The organism is Novimethylophilus kurashikiensis (genome assembly GCF_003112435.1).
In the GTDB taxonomy this organism is placed as follows: domain Bacteria; phylum Pseudomonadota; class Gammaproteobacteria; order Burkholderiales; family Methylophilaceae; genus Novimethylophilus; species Novimethylophilus kurashikiensis.
Window position 1 is genome coordinate 13,562 of record NZ_BDOQ01000003.1, and the last position, 14,468, is coordinate 28,029.

General features: G+C 58.0%; 9 protein-coding genes. 3 read left to right on the forward strand and 6 right to left on the reverse strand.

Going from position 1 to position 14,468, the window contains the following annotated elements:
- Positions 1-14: 14 nt before the first annotated feature.
- Complete coding sequence (locus NMK_RS03660) at positions 15-1,418, forward strand: APC family permease (RefSeq protein ID WP_109014422.1); 1,404 nt, start codon at positions 15-17, stop codon at positions 1,416-1,418.
- Positions 1,419-1,477: 59 nt separating this feature from the next.
- Here NMK_RS03660 and NMK_RS03665 read toward each other — a convergent pair whose 3' ends face one another.
- From NMK_RS03665 to NMK_RS03675, 3 genes are all read right to left on the reverse strand, one after another.
- Positions 1,478-1,807, reverse strand: coding sequence for a c-type cytochrome (locus tag NMK_RS03665; RefSeq protein WP_109014423.1), 330 nt, complete (start codon positions 1,805-1,807; stop codon positions 1,478-1,480).
- Positions 1,808-2,124: 317 nt separating this feature from the next.
- A complete protein-coding gene (gene yoaA, locus NMK_RS03670) occupies positions 2,125-4,089 on the reverse strand; it encodes a DNA repair helicase YoaA (RefSeq protein WP_181376159.1) in 1,965 nt (654 codons plus the stop codon).
- A 45-nt stretch (positions 4,090-4,134) separates the two neighbouring features.
- The gene (locus NMK_RS03675) at positions 4,135-6,231 is read right to left on the reverse strand and encodes a putative bifunctional diguanylate cyclase/phosphodiesterase (RefSeq protein ID WP_181376160.1); all 2,097 of its coding nucleotides are present in this window, start codon (positions 6,229-6,231) and stop codon (positions 4,135-4,137) included.
- A 306-nt stretch (positions 6,232-6,537) separates the two neighbouring features.
- Between NMK_RS03675 and NMK_RS03680 the strand changes: the two genes are divergently transcribed.
- Positions 6,538-9,039, forward strand: a complete 2,502-nt coding sequence (locus tag NMK_RS03680) for a glycogen/starch/alpha-glucan phosphorylase (protein ID WP_227871352.1) — start codon at positions 6,538-6,540, stop codon at positions 9,037-9,039.
- Entirely contained in the window at positions 9,032-11,767 is a 2,736-nt protein-coding gene (gene ppc, locus NMK_RS03685; RefSeq protein WP_109014426.1) for a phosphoenolpyruvate carboxylase, read from the forward strand. Before NMK_RS03680 ends, ppc begins: the two co-directional genes overlap by 8 nt.
- A 78-nt stretch (positions 11,768-11,845) precedes the next feature.
- Here ppc and NMK_RS03690 read toward each other — a convergent pair whose 3' ends face one another.
- The 3 genes from NMK_RS03690 to NMK_RS03700 all read right to left on the reverse strand — a co-directional run bounded on the left by NMK_RS03690 (position 11,846) and on the right by NMK_RS03700 (position 14,444).
- The gene (locus tag NMK_RS03690; protein ID WP_109014427.1) at positions 11,846-12,577 is read right to left on the reverse strand and encodes a proteasome-type protease; all 732 of its coding nucleotides are present in this window, start codon (positions 12,575-12,577) and stop codon (positions 11,846-11,848) included.
- Between the two features lie 96 nt (positions 12,578-12,673).
- Positions 12,674-13,477 (reverse strand): transglutaminase family protein, encoded by an 804-nt coding sequence (locus NMK_RS03695; RefSeq protein ID WP_109014428.1) that lies wholly within the window; start codon positions 13,475-13,477, stop codon positions 12,674-12,676.
- A gap of 19 nt (positions 13,478-13,496) precedes the next feature.
- The gene (locus NMK_RS03700) at positions 13,497-14,444 is read right to left on the reverse strand and encodes an alpha-E domain-containing protein (protein WP_109014429.1); all 948 of its coding nucleotides are present in this window, start codon (positions 14,442-14,444) and stop codon (positions 13,497-13,499) included.
- Positions 14,445-14,468: the final 24 nt, after the last annotated feature.

Consider the following 14,468-nt stretch of genomic DNA (forward strand, 5'->3'; position numbering starts at 1 on the left):
GGGGAGATCACTTCATGTTCGCTCGGATGTTCCGAACCAAGCCCATCACTCACCACAGTCAAAGCGGACTCAGGAAGTGCTTGAGCGCATTCGACTTGGCATTGCTTGGCATAGGATGCGCTATTGGCACGGGCATTTTCGTGTTGACAGGGATCGCGGCCGCGACGCTCTCCGGACCGGCCGTTGTACTCTCGTTTATTTTTGCAGGTATCGCCTCGGCATTTGCCGCGTTGGCCTATGCCGAATTAGCGTCTTCAGTGGGTGGCTCAGGTAGCGCCTATGGCTATAGCTACGTCGCCTTCGGCGAATTCGCAGCCTGGATCATCGGCTGGATTTTGCTGCTGGAATACGGCGTGGGCGCTGCGGCTGTGGCAAACGGCTGGGCAGGGTATTTCGTCAATACGCTAGCCAATTTCAACCTGCATCTACCGGAAGTCTGGACCAAGGCACCCAGTCTGGGCGGCATCATCAACCTGCCGGCCTTCGGGATTATCTGGGTGCTGACCATCCTGCTCATCAGCGGCGTGAAGCAAAGTGCGCAGGTCAATAACACCATCGTCATCATCAAGCTCAGCACCATCGCCATTTTCCTCGCCATTGCATCGATGCATCTTAATTCTTCCAATTGGCATCCTTTCATGCCTTTTGGCTGGTTCTCTACATTGGCGGACGGCAAGACCACGGGCGTGCTGGCAGGGGCCTCATTGGTGTTTTTTGCCTATTTCGGTTTCGACGCTGTTTCTACAGCCGCGGATGAAGCCCAGAATCCCCAGCGCGACCTGCCTATCGGCCTGTTGGCGTCGCTCACGTTCTGCACCATCGTCTATATACTGGTGTCCGGCGCACTTACCGGCATTGTGTCTTATACCGACCTTAATGTCTCTTCCCCTGTTGCACATGCACTGACAAAGCTCGGCTATACGTGGTCGTCAACGCTGGTAGCCACCGGAGTGCTCGCCGGGCTCATCACTGTGCTTTTGGTACTGCTTTACGGCCTGACGCGTATTCTCTACGCCATGAGCCGCGATGGTCTGATTTCTCCATTCTTCTCGGCCATCGACCCTAGCCGCCAGACGCCGGTGCGGATCATCCTGATGTGCGGGTTCATCATTTCCCTCATCGCCGGATTCTTCCCGCTGGGTGAATTAGCCGAGACGGTCAATATCGGCACCCTGGCCAGCTTTGTCATGGTTTGCGTCGGCGTCATCGTGCTGCGTATACGCCAGCCCGACCTGCATCGCCCGTTCAAAAACCCATGGAATCCATTGATTCCGGTATTGGGAATCGCCTCTTGCCTGGCACTCATGGCTTTCCTGCCCAGCGCAACCTGGCACCGCTTCCTCGTCTGGATCGTCATCGGGGTCGTGGTCTATTTCATTTACTCCGTCCGCCACAGCAAACTCATCCCCAACGAGTAATCGGCAGACAATAAAAAAGCCGGCTTGCGCCGGCTTTTTTATTGCACATCAAACAGCTCTTAGTGAGCCAGAACCCATTCAACCAGGGTCTTGATGTCTTCGTCCTTCACTTGCGGGCTGTTAGCCGGCATCGGCATCGGGCCCCAAACGCCAGAACCACCCTTCTTCACCTTTTCGATCAGCTTGGCTTCAGCGGTCTTGTCGCCCTTGTACTTGGCAGCAACGTCCTTATAAGCCGGGCCGATGATCTTCTTGTCAACGCTGTGGCATGCCAAGCAGCCGCTCTTTTGAGCCAGCGCCTTGCCGGCTTCCATGTCAACAGCAGCACCAGCTTGAGCAGCAACCATCAGGGAAGCAGCGGCGGCAACCGTGGTCAATAATGCTTTCATGCGATCTCTCTCCTAAAAATATCTAAAACTGTTTGTTAGCCAAACGCGAAAAGCAGGCAATCATAACCATGTTTAAATCTGTTTGCAAAGCTAAATTTCTGCATACAGATCATTAAGATTTTCAATTGCCGGTATACATTTAACGCCTCGACATACCAAGGCGTTGACAGTCGAGCATGAATTTTTATCCAAGGTTTTCGAAACCGGTTTTGAACGGCTTCGACAGACCGAATATCAGACAATCTGCCCGCGATTTTGTTGCCGGTTCACCTACTGTTCACGTCCCAACTCAAACGCAGCCAGAGGCTCCAATATTATTAAACCGAACCGCCGTTTTCCGCCTCGGCCCGCTCCGCTGCCAATATCTCGAAAAATGCTTCCACATCGGCCATTTCCCGCGAGCGCTTCATCGGCGGCAGGCTTTGCCAGATGCGACGACCGTACTGTTTTTCCACCAACCGCTTGTCACAAATCATCAGCACCCCGCGATCCCCCTCGTCTCGGATCAGCCGACCCGCTCCCTGCTTGAGCGTAATCACCGCATACGGCAGTTGATACTCCATGAAGGCACTCTTGCCTTCGGCGTTGAGCTTGTCGATCCGTGCCGCCAATACTGGATCGTCCGGCGGGGCAAACGGCAGTTTGTCGATGACGACCAGCGAGAGCGCCTCGCCTCGTACGTCCACGCCTTCCCAGAAACTCTGGCTCGCCACCAGCACGGCGTTGCCGAGTTTGCGGAATCGCTCCAGCAACTCGCTGCGCGAGCTTTCGCCTTGCAGCAGCAGGGGAAACTCCAGCCCTTCGCGTTCGAACGCCTCCTTGAACCATGCATGAATATCGCGCATCGACTTGAGACTGGTACACAGCACGAAAGCGCGGCCTTGACTCACCTTGATGGCAGGCAGGGCGGCCTTGGCGACGGCAGTAGCGTAATCTGGCGTATTAGGCTCAGGCATCCCCTGTGGCACATAGAGCAAGGCTTGGCGCGGATAGTCGAAAGGGCTTTCCCAAAAACCGGTAGCGGCTTCGATCAAGCCCATCTGTCCGAGGTAGTGGCTGAAATCGCTTTTTACAGCGAGCGTGGCCGAAGCGAAGATCCAAGCCCGCGTCTGGCCTTCGAGCTGTTTGCCGAAGATCTCGGCGATGGAGAGTGGTGTAGCGTGCAATTGCACGCTCTGGGTGAAGACCTCGACCCAGCGCACGAGGTTGGGATTATCCCCCGCCTGCCATGCAGCCAGCTGGTTTTGCAGCACCTGAGCGCGTTCCCAACAGTTCTGCATACCCGGGCCGCGTTCGGCCTGCGATTGCAACAGCTTGGAAAGCGCGGCCAATTGGTCTCGCATTCCTTGCAACCCCTCCGAGAAGCCCTTGCGCTCCAACGCTTTTTGCACCGGCATGCGCATGCCCTCAAGGCCGAAAACCAAGCGAAAATCGCGGATAGCTTTTTCCAGCGCATTGGCCGCTTCCGGCAGCTCCTTGAAATCCTTGGCTTCAGTAATGCCCTCGGCCCGGGCGTCGCGGGCAAGGTCAAGCACCTGGCTTGTGGAAACATCCTCGCCGAAGAATAATCCAGCGACCTCCGGCAACTGGTGCGCCTCGTCGAATACCACGGTATTGGCCGCCGGCAGCAGTTCGGCCACACCTTCATCGCGCAGCATGACGTCGGCAAAAAACAAATGGTGATTGACCACCACGACATCGGCCGCCTGTGCTCGCTTGCGGGCTTCCATCACGAAGCATTCCTTGTAGCTCTCGCACTCCTGGCCCAGGCAGTTATCGCGGGTGGAGGTCACGCTGGCCCAAATCGTCGCGTTTTCAGGAACGATGGCGAGCTCGCTCTTGTCACCGGTCTGGGTGCGCTTGGCGAAACGGGTAATCTCGTGCAGGTGATGTACATCCTCGCGGCTGGCAAATCGACCATCGGCCTCGGCGCGGGCCAGATGATGATGGCAAATGTAATTGGCGCGGCCCTTCAGCATAGCCACTGTCACCGGTGCCTTAAGCGCATCCCGCACGGCAGGGAGATCGCGGTTAAACAGCTGGTCTTGAAGTGTTTTCGTTCCGGTCGAAACAATCACCTTACCGCCGGAAAGCAGCGCCGGCACCAGATAAGCGAAGGTTTTTCCCGTGCCCGTCCCGGCCTCAGCCACTAGCACCTTGCGTTGATCGATGGCGCTTTGAATAGCCTGTGCCATTTCCAGTTGCTGCAAACGCAAGCGATAGCCCGGCAGGGATTCGGCGAGGGGGCCGGTTTCAGAAAAAATGTGATCGAGGTCGGACAAAAGAGGCGGCGCATCAAGGGCCGCGGCAGCGGCTGGAAAAGATGGCTAATTATAGCTGCTGCTAAACGCCGCGGGGAATTCGCGCTGTGCGTAGACCTCGAACTCGTCCGCAGGCAACGGCTCGCTAAAGTAATAGCCCTGAATCATGTCGCAACGCTGATCTTGGAGAAATTGCAGTTGTCCCGCGTCCTCCACCCCCTCCGCCACGACCTTGATGCCTAGCTGATGCGCCAACGAAATGACGGCACGAATGATGGTCGCATCGTTGGGGTCGTTGTCGATACCGTCCACGAACGATTTGTCGATTTTCAATGTATCGATGGCGAAGGTCTTGAGGTATGAAAGCGAGGAATACCCTGTGCCGAAGTCATCCACGGCCAACGGCAGCGATAGTAGATGCAAGTCGTGCAACGTCTGGGCGGCGTGGCTGGCGCCTTCGATCAATGTACTCTCGGTGATTTCAAGCTCGATCCAGCGCGAAATCCCGTCTCCGCCCTCCAACGCCTGACGGATCTTGAGCACCAGGTTTGAATCGCGGAACTGCCGTCCCGAAAGATTCACGGCGATCTGCATGCACAGACCGTCCTCCAGCCATTTGCGCGCCTGGCGACAGGCCTCGCCGATCACCCATTCGCCTAGAGGCAGGATCAACCCTGATTCCTCGGCCACCGGAATAAACCGTGTCGGCAATACCATGCCCCAATCGGGATGGTTCCAGCGCAGCAACGCCTCGCAGCCTACCAACCGATAAGGATCAAGGCTGATCTTGGGCTGATAAAAGAGCTCGAACTCGTGCTGGTCCAGCCCTCGGCGCAGGTGTTCCTCAATCATCACCCGTTCGTGCGCCGCCTCGTTCATGCGCGGCGTAAAAAACTGGTAATTCGCCCGGCCGCGTCCCTTGGCGTGGTACATCGCCGTGTCGGCACAGCGCATGAGGTCGTCGATGGTGGTGGCATCGTCGGGATACATGGCGATTCCCAGGCTCGCCGCCACTCGGAACTGATGACTGTTGATACGAATAGGGCGCGCCAGATCGCTGGTGATCTTATCCACCACGTGCACCACGTCGCGCAGATCGTGAACGCAATTAAGGATGATGACGAACTCGTCGCCGCCAAGTCGCGCCACGGTATCGCTCTCGCGGACGCTGCGCATCAGCCGCAGCGAAATCTCCTTGAGCAGCCGGTCGCCCATGTAGTGACCCAGGGTGTCGTTAACGTACTTGAAATGGTCGAGGTCGAGCAGCATCAGTGCCACCGGCAACATGTCCCGCCGCGATTCCGCCAGGGCGTGGCGCAAACGATCCTGAAACAGGCTGCGATTGGGAAGCCCGGTCAGCGGATCGTGGAAAGCCAAGTGGCGGATATGATCTTCCTGCTGCTTGCGCAGTGTGATATCCGAAAAAATTCCGATGTAATGCGTGACTTCGTCGCTGCCGGCTTCAGTCACGGCATTGATACTGAGCCACTTGGGGTAAAAAGTGCCGTCCTTGCGACGATCCCACAACTCCCCCTCCCAATGCCCGGTAGTGTCGATGGACTGCCACATCTCGGCATAGAAGTTATTGTCGAGATTACCGGCAGAAAGAAATACCGGATCGCGGCCCTTGGCGTCTTCAAGCGTGTAACCGGTCATGCGGCTGAAGGCCTGGTTGACCGAGACGATGCGGTTGCGGCTGTCGGTAATCATGATGGCCTCCGCCGTAAAGGTGAATACCTTGTCGGACAGGAGATAATGCTCCAGCAATTTTTTATGCTCGCGAAGATCGCGGGCGATGACGGAGTAATGCGTCACATCCCCCCTGCCATCACGGTGAGCAGCGATCACTTGCGACACGGCAATCTCCCGACCGGATTTGGATCGCAGCCGGGTTTCCGAATCGGCATGACCGGCGCGATCTGCCTCGGGAAGCTCGCAATGCGTCACTTCGGCGGCCGCCTCATCGTCGTAAAACCGGTCGAACCGTATCTCATCCAGCGTCTCGTCCTGGCCGATCTCGAGCATCTTGCGCCCGGCGTCGTTGAGATACAGCAGACGGCACTCTTTATCCACCAAGGCAATCAAGTCCTTGGCGGAATCCAGAATCTCCAGCAACCGTCGCTGCTCCTGTTCGATATCCTTTCTACTGTTTTCGTCAGTCACCATGTCATCGAGACAATGTGTGGAATAGTTATATGGATGAAGCCCGCGCCCAGCCTGTCGCGTTGCCCCGCCCTCCCGGTTTGCACTAAAATCGTGCCAAATCCAAGAAAATGCCAGTCTCCGGGAGACTAGCTCAGTGCGCCAACACACACACTGATGCATCTCGCATGCAACACAGGCTTCATATTTGGCTGGCCTGATAGTTGCTACCATTCAACCAGGGCTTGAAAATATTGCCGTCAGTGCCTGCGGCCGCCGCCGCGCCTTTTGCAGACGCCGGTTAAACTTTTTTCTAGAGATAACATCGTGAACTCGAGACCATTCGTTACAAGCAAGACGCCCGCTGGATTCGCCGACCTGCCGCCACTGGGCATGGACGGCAAAAGCATTTTCGAGGACTTCCGTCGCTATTTCAGCCGCACCCTGGGGCGCAACGAGCTCAACGAAGCGACTTATCACGTCTACACCTCGCTCTCCGTCGCCTGGCGAGATCGTATCGTCGAGCGCTGGAAAAAAACCCAGGCCTCCTACGACGACCGCGACACCAAGCGCACTTTCTACCTCTCGCTGGAATTCCTCATGGGCCGCGCCTTGGGCAACGCCATGCTCAACCTGGACGAGAAAGGCGCTACCGCCGACATCATGAAGAAGACCGGCCTGGCGCTGGAGGAAATCATCGACCAGGAACACGATGCAGGCTTGGGTAATGGCGGCCTGGGCCGTCTCGCGGCATGTTTCCTCGATAGCTGCGCCACGCTGCAACTACCGGTCATGGGCTACGGCATCCGCTACGAGTACGGCATGTTCCGCCAGAAGATCGAAAACGGTTACCAGTTGGAAGAGCCCGACCATTGGTTGCGCATCGGCAACCCATGGGAAATCGAACGCCAGGAACTGTCGGTGCGGGTCAAATTCGGCGGCTATACCGACTTCTACACGGACGAATCGGGCACAACCAAAGCTCGCTGGGTGCATTCGCACGATGTGCTGGCGATCCCCTACGACATGCCTATTCCCGGCTATCGTAACGGCACGGTGAACACTTTGCGCTTATGGAAATCGACCGCCACCGATGAATTCGACCTTAACGAATTCAACGCCGGCAGCTATTCCGAAGCCGTGGCCGCCAAGAACGCGGCCGAGCACATCACCATGGTGCTCTACCCCAACGACGCCAGCGAAAACGGCAAGGAACTACGCCTGCGCCAGCAATATTTCCTGGCTTCGGCTAGCTTGCAGGACGTGCTGCGCGCCTGGGTAAGCAAGCACGGCAACGATTTCACCGATTTCGCCGACAAGCATTGCTTCCAGCTTAACGACACCCACCCCACCTGCGCCGTGCCGGAACTGATGCGATTGCTCATGGACGAGCACGGCCTGGGCTGGGACGAAGCTTGGGCGATTACCTCCAAGACGGTGGCCTACACCAACCATACGCTACTGCCGGAAGCGCTGGAAAAATGGCCGGTGAGCATGTTCGGCCGCCTGCTGCCGCGTTTGTTGGACATCATCTGCGAAATCAATGCGCGCTTCCTTACTGCCGTGGCGCAGCGTTGGCCGGGTGACGGCGAGCGTCAAAGCCGCATGTCGATTATCGAAGAAGGCCCTGAGAAGCAAGTGCGCATGGCTTATCTGGCCGTGGTCGCCAGCACCTCGGTCAACGGGGTGGCAGAACTTCACTCGCGCCTGTTGCAGCAACACCTCTTCCACGACTTCTACGAGCTGTGGCCCGAAAAATTCAACAACAAGACCAACGGCGTGACCCCGCGCCGCTGGATGACATCCAGCAATCCCGAGCTGAGCGCGCTCATCACGGCTACCATCGGACCGGATTGGGTAACGGATACCCAGCAACTCAGTAAGCTCGCGCCCTTTGCCGAAGACGCTAAGTTCCGCGCCAAATGGCGCAAGATCAAGCTGGCCAACAAGGCGCGCCTGGCGGCCTTGGTCAAGAGGGATTGCGGGGTCGATTTCGACGTCAATGCCATTTTCGACATCCAGGTGAAGCGCATCCACGAATACAAGCGCCAGCTGCTCAATATCCTCCACGTCATCCACCTCTACGACCGCATCAAGCGCGGCGACAAGCAAGGCATCACCCCGCGCTGCGTGCTGATCGGCGGTAAGGCGGCACCCGGCTACATGATGGCCAAGCGCATCATCAAGCTGGTCAATGCGGTGGCGGCGGTTGTGAATGCAGATCCGGAAGTCAGCCCATTGCTCAAACTGGTATTCCTGCCGGACTATCGCGTCTCGGCCATGGAAATCATTTGCCCAGGGGCCGATTTATCAGAACAAATTTCCACTGCCGGCAAGGAAGCCTCGGGCACTGGCAACATGAAGTTCATGATGAACGGGGCCATGACCATAGGTACGCTGGATGGCGCCAATATCGAGATCATGGAAGAAGTGGGTGAAGAAAACTTCTTCCTGTTCGGCCTCAATGCGGAAGAAGTGGAAGACATGAAGCGTCGCTACGATCCGGCTGCCATCATTGCGCAAGACGAAGACTTGTCGCGCGTGATGCATTTGCTGGCTTGCAACCACTTCAACCTGTTCGAGCCAGGTATTTTCGACCCCATCGTCGACAGCATCTACAATCCGCACGACCAGTGGCTCACCGCTGCCGATTTCCGCAGCTACATCGATACCCAGAAAGCCGCCGCCAGCGCTTATCTGGACCAGGAACACTGGACGCGCATGAGCATCCTCAACACCGCGGCGAGCGGCAAGTTCTCCAGCGACCGCACCATCGCCGACTACAACAAGGACATTTGGCACTTGCCAACCATCAAGCAGCATGCCTGAACAAGCACTGAAAGATAACATCCGCTATCTAGGGCGGGTGCTGGGCGAGGTCATCCTCGAAAAAGAAGGCAAGGAAACCTTCGACGCGGTGGAAGCCATCCGCCGCGCCGGAGTGAAGTTTCATCGCGACGGCGAAATTGCGTCGGCGCAACGCCTGGATCACCTGTTGAAACACCTGAGCGGCAACCAGACCATCGCCGTAGTCCGCGCCTTCAGCTATTTCAAGCATCTGGTCAACATCGCAGAAGACCTCCACAGCCATTGCCGCCACGGCCATACCGGGAAGCCCGAGCCCGGCGAGCTGGATCATTCGCTGGAACAGTTCGAGCCCATGAGCATGGCCGAGATCGAAGCCTTTTTCGCTTCGGCCCTGGTTTCCCCCGTGCTCACCGCCCATCCGACAGAGGTACAACGACAGAGCATCCTGGACACCGAGCGCAGGATTTCCGCGCTGCTGCTGAAACGATCCAGCGGCCTCACGCGGCAGGAGGCCGAACGCAACGACCTCATGCTGCGCGGCGCCATTACAGCCCTGTGGCAGACACGCATGCTGCGATTCTCGCGGCTGACCGTGAACGACGAGATCAACAACGCACTGTCGTACTACCGCACCACCTTCCTGGACGTGCTGCCGGAGCTGCTGCAAGATCTGGAGCATCACCTCGCCACGCGTTTCGGCAACCCGGATTACGAGCTCCCGAGCTTTTTCCAGATGGGCAGCTGGATCGGCGGCGACCGCGACGGTAATCCCTTCGTCGATGCCAATACGTTGCAACAGGCCGTGACCCAGCAAGCGGCGACAGCGTTCGAGTATTACATCGAAGAAGCGCTGGCGCTGAGCGGCGAATTGTCGATGACCATGCATCTGGTCAACGTCACGCCGGACTTACTGATCCTCGCCGAAGCTTCGCGCGACCAGTCCCCGCATCGTGCCGACGAGCCTTACCGCCGCGCCATGGTGACCATTGCATCGCGTCTCGTGCAGACCTGCCGCGAATTCACCGGCCATGACATCAACGCTCGCCAGCTGACGCCGACCACGGCCTACGCCAACCTGGAGGCTTTCCTCACCGATCTCGACATCGTGGTCGATTCGCTACGCCGCAACCACGGCCAGGCGCTGATCTATCCGCGATTGGGCAAGCTCATCAAGGCGGTCAAGACATTCGGCTTTCATCTGGCAACCATCGACTTGCGCCAAAGCTCGGACATCCACGAAGCTGTCATAGACGAGCTGTTTACCAAATCCGGCCATGGCTTCAGCTATGCCGCGCTGGAGGAAAAGGAAAAAGTCCGCGTGCTGCTCGAAGAATTGAGCCAGCCGCGCTTGATGTTCTCGCCCTACCAGGATTACTCGCCGCTGGTCGTGTCCGAAGTAGGCGTGCTGCGAAAGGCCAAGGAAGTGCGCGACAAGTTCGGCGCACGCACCATCCGCCAGTACATCATTTCGCATACCGAAACGCTATCAGACATGCTGGAAGTGGCGCTGCTGCAAAAGGAAGCCGGGCTGCTACGCGGCAACTGGGGCGCCGACAACATCCAGATGGATATCAACATTGTTCCGCTGTTCGAGACTATCGCCGACTTGCGCCATGCGCCCGAGATCATGTCGACGTGGCTTGGCCTGCCAGGCATCCGCAACGTGCTACGCCATTGCGACAATGAGCAGGAAATCATGCTCGGCTACTCGGACAGCAATAAGGACGGCGGCTTTCTTACCGCGAATTGGGAGTTGTACAGGGCGGAAGTCGGCCTGGTCGAGCTGTTCCGCCAGGCCAAGGTCAAGCTGCGCCTGTTCCACGGCCGCGGCGGCACGGTAGGACGCGGCGGCGGCCCGACCTACCAGGCCATCATGGCACAGCCGCAAGGCACGGTGGACGGGCAGATTCGTCTCACCGAACAGGGCGAGATCATCGCCAACAAGTTCTCCGATCCGCGCGTGGGCCGGCACAATCTCGAGACACTCATCGCCGCGACCATTGATGCCAGCCTGTTCCCGCAAGACCAGCTTTCGGACGACAAACGCCGCAAGTTCGAGCAGACCATGGATGCGCTCTCGACGACGGCCATGCAAGCGTATCGCAGCCTGGTCTACGAGACGCCCGGCTTCACCGATTATTTCTTCAGCGCCACGCCGATTTCGGAAATCGCCGAGCTCAACATCGGCAGCCGCCCCTCTGCGCGTAAGGCATCACGGCGCATCGAGGATTTGCGGGCGATTCCGTGGGGATTTTCCTGGGGACAGTGCCGATTGCTGTTACCGGGCTGGTATGGTTTCGGCAGCGCCATCGAGCACTTCCTCAACGCTGATGACCGCGAGGATCGCATCCGCCAGCTGAAAGAAATGCTAGCCGAGTGGCCGTTATTCAAGACGCTGATTGCCAATATGGACATGGTGCTCGCCAAGACCGATTTGTCAGTCGCCTCGCGCTACTCGCAATTGGTGGCGGACGAGCAGTTGAGGCAAACCGTGTTCGGCTGCATCGAGAAAGAATACGCACTCACCACGCATGCGCTCAACCTGCTGCTGGGTAGCGCCATTCGCCTTGCCAACAACCCGGCGCTGGCGAATTCCATCCGCAATCGTTTGCCCTACCTGGATCCGCTTAATCATCTGCAGGTCGAATTGATCAAGCGTTTCCGTTCTGGCACTTCGGACGACCGGGTGAAGTTCGGCATCCACCTCTCCATCAACGGTATCGCGGCGGGATTGCGCAATACAGGCTAGTGGGAGCGCCGCCCTCGGCGCGATGTGGTAATAACCGGGGAAATCGCGCCGAGGCGGCGCTCCTACATCACATAGCCTTTATTTACACCAATCGGGCGATGGAATCTCGCTGAAGACACGGCGCAACCCTTCCGACCAGCTCTGCTGGAGCTGGCGGAAATAAGGGTCGCCCTCCGTGATGCGCTGGATGCAATCAGTGCGGTAGCTGTCGGCGGGATAGGTCATCAAGTCGATGGGCATACCCACCGATAGATTGCTGCGGATGGTGGAATCGAACGACACCAGCACACATTTGGCGGCCTCGGCCAGCGAGCTGCTGCTATTGATGACACGGTCGAGAATGGGCTTGCCGTATTTGGTCTCGCCGATCTGGAAATACGGCGTCTCGGCTACCGCCTCGATGAAATTGCCCGCGGCGTAGATGTTGAACAAGCGCGGCTTTTCGCCCTTGATTTGCCCGCCCAGGATAATGGCCTGGTTGAAATCGGCCTGATGCTTGCGCAGGTGTTCGGCGTCTTCCTGATGCACCGCCCGCACGGCGTCGCCCACCGCGCGGGCGGCATCGAACATATTGGTGACGCTGTACAGGTTGGGCTCTGCATTCTCCGTCAGCGCGTTCTGCAATCGGCTCACCACTGCTTGCGAAATGGCCAGGTTGCCGGAAGTCATCATCACCAGCACGCGCTCGTCGGGCTGGGAAAACACCGTCATCTTGGGAAAGGTAGATACATGGTCGACACCGGCGTTGGTACGCGAATCCGATGCCATGACCAAGCCGCGCTCAAGCAGCAGCCCCACACAATACGTCATATTTTTTAACCGTTATGAAACAACAAGAGCCCCATCATAGCGGGGGCTCGTTTGCAGAACAATCGACGCGTTTACTTCGCGCCTTGCCAGATCACTTCATTGCTGCGATTGCGCCGATTGGTGTACCTGCACGCTCACCGACATCGATTCCTCCCCGCCACCGCGGCGAATGCCATTGACCGGGCAAGCATCCCGATAGTCCAGGCCGGTCGCCAAACGCACGTGTATCCCGTTGGCGCGTTGCCCGTTGGAGACGTCATAGCTCTGCCAGCCAGCATCCTCCAGCCAGGCATCAGCCCAGGCGTGGCTTTCCATCAATTCCCCGTGCGGGGTAAACAAATAGCCGCTGACGTAGCGCGCCGGAATCCCCATGTTGCGGCAGCAGGCGATGAAAATGTGTGCATGGTCCTGGCAAACGCCATGCCGCGCCGCAAAGGCTTGCGCAGCCGTGGTGGCCACGTCGGTCAGCCCCTTGCGATAACGCACCTTGTCGCGGATACCGTGCATCAATTCGGTCAATCCGGCCTCGTCCAATTGACCGCGTACATTGCAAAAACCACGTGCGAAATTAGCCAGTGCAGCGTCGGCGGCAGTCAGTCGGGTTTCGCGCAGGTAGATCGCCAGAGGCAGCGTATCGGCCGGGGGCGGCAGGTCGATATCGGTTTCCACCTCGCCCACGGCGGTAATGGTGATGCCGTCGTGAGGCGTATCGACCACCAGCGTGTGTTCGACGTTGCCGTGGGCATCGGCATGGGGGCTGATACGTCCGTTGACCAGAATCTCCCAGCGTTTCACGCGCTGGCCGAAACCGCTCTGCGGGGTCAGGCGCAGGTGCTGGATGGTGTAGTCAGCCGGGCTGCTGTAGCTGTAGTGCGTGCGGTGTTCGATCGAGAGTTGCATGATGGTCTCGCTTAGGAATTTAACTCCAGGGATGTCTCAGGAAAGTGCGCTGGATTTCGTTGCCGAGGGCGTTGTTGCGGGCGATGAAATCCAGCAGGAACTCGTGCAGGCCGCCCTGGAAAATGTCTTCCATGCGGCCGTAATGAAAGCGTGCGTGCAGCTCACCCACCATACGGTTGCATTCCTCGCTGCCGGCGGCACTGAGGTGTTCGAGAATGGCCATGATTTCGTCGAAACAGGCATGCAACGAGCGCGGCATATCGTGTCGCAGCACCAATAATTCAGATACTTTCCAAGGGGTTATGGTGTCTCTAAAAACCTTCTGGTAGGCCTCGAACGCCGATGCCGCATGCAACACGGCGCTCCATTCGTAGTAGTCCACGGCGCCGCCGACCCCTTCAGTAGCGGGTAGCAAGCAGTGGTATTTCACATCCAATAAGCGTGCCGTGTTGTCGGCGCGTTCGATGAAGGTGCCGAGTCGTGCGAAGCGGTAACCGTCGTCACGCAGCATGGTGCTGTAGGTCACCCCGCGAAAGAGGTGCGATCGCGACTTCACCCAATCACAGAACTCGCCGATTTCCATTTCGCCGATCCCGGCGCGCACGCGCTGCCCCAGTTCCAGCCACAAGCTGTTGACGCTTTCCCACATCTCCGATGACATCGCCACACGGACAGCTCTGGCGTTTTCACGGGCACTGTCGAGGGCACTCAAAATGCTCGAAGGGTTGTCCTCGTCCAACACCATGTAGCGGATGACGTTAGCGGCGGTGTAAGCGCCGTATTTTGCTTCGAAGACATTGACATTGCCTGCTATCTGCAAGGGCGGACGCCACAAGTCCACTTCGCTCTGGGTGATATTCAGCACCAGCGACATGCGGCAGGTAACATCCAGCACGCGCGCCATGTTCTCGGCCCGCTCGATGTAGCGGGACATCCAGTAAAGGTGGTCGGCAGTTCGGCTTAGCATGGTGAAGCCGCTCCCAAAAACTGT

Coding starts and splice junctions, on each gene's coding strand:
- NMK_RS03660 (WP_109014422.1), top strand. CDS start 15: ATGTTCGCTCGGATGTTCCGAACCAAGCCCATCACTCACCACAGTCAA.
- NMK_RS03665 (WP_109014423.1), bottom strand. CDS start 1,807: ATGAAAGCATTATTGACCACGGTTGCCGCCGCTGCTTCCCTGATGGTT.
- ppc (WP_109014426.1), top strand. CDS start 9,032: ATGCCTGAACAAGCACTGAAAGATAACATCCGCTATCTAGGGCGGGTG.
- NMK_RS03690 (WP_109014427.1), bottom strand. CDS start 12,577: ATGACGTATTGTGTGGGGCTGCTGCTTGAGCGCGGCTTGGTCATGGCA.
- NMK_RS03695 (WP_109014428.1), bottom strand. CDS start 13,477: ATGCAACTCTCGATCGAACACCGCACGCACTACAGCTACAGCAGCCCG.
- NMK_RS03700 (WP_109014429.1), bottom strand. CDS start 14,444: ATGCTAAGCCGAACTGCCGACCACCTTTACTGGATGTCCCGCTACATC.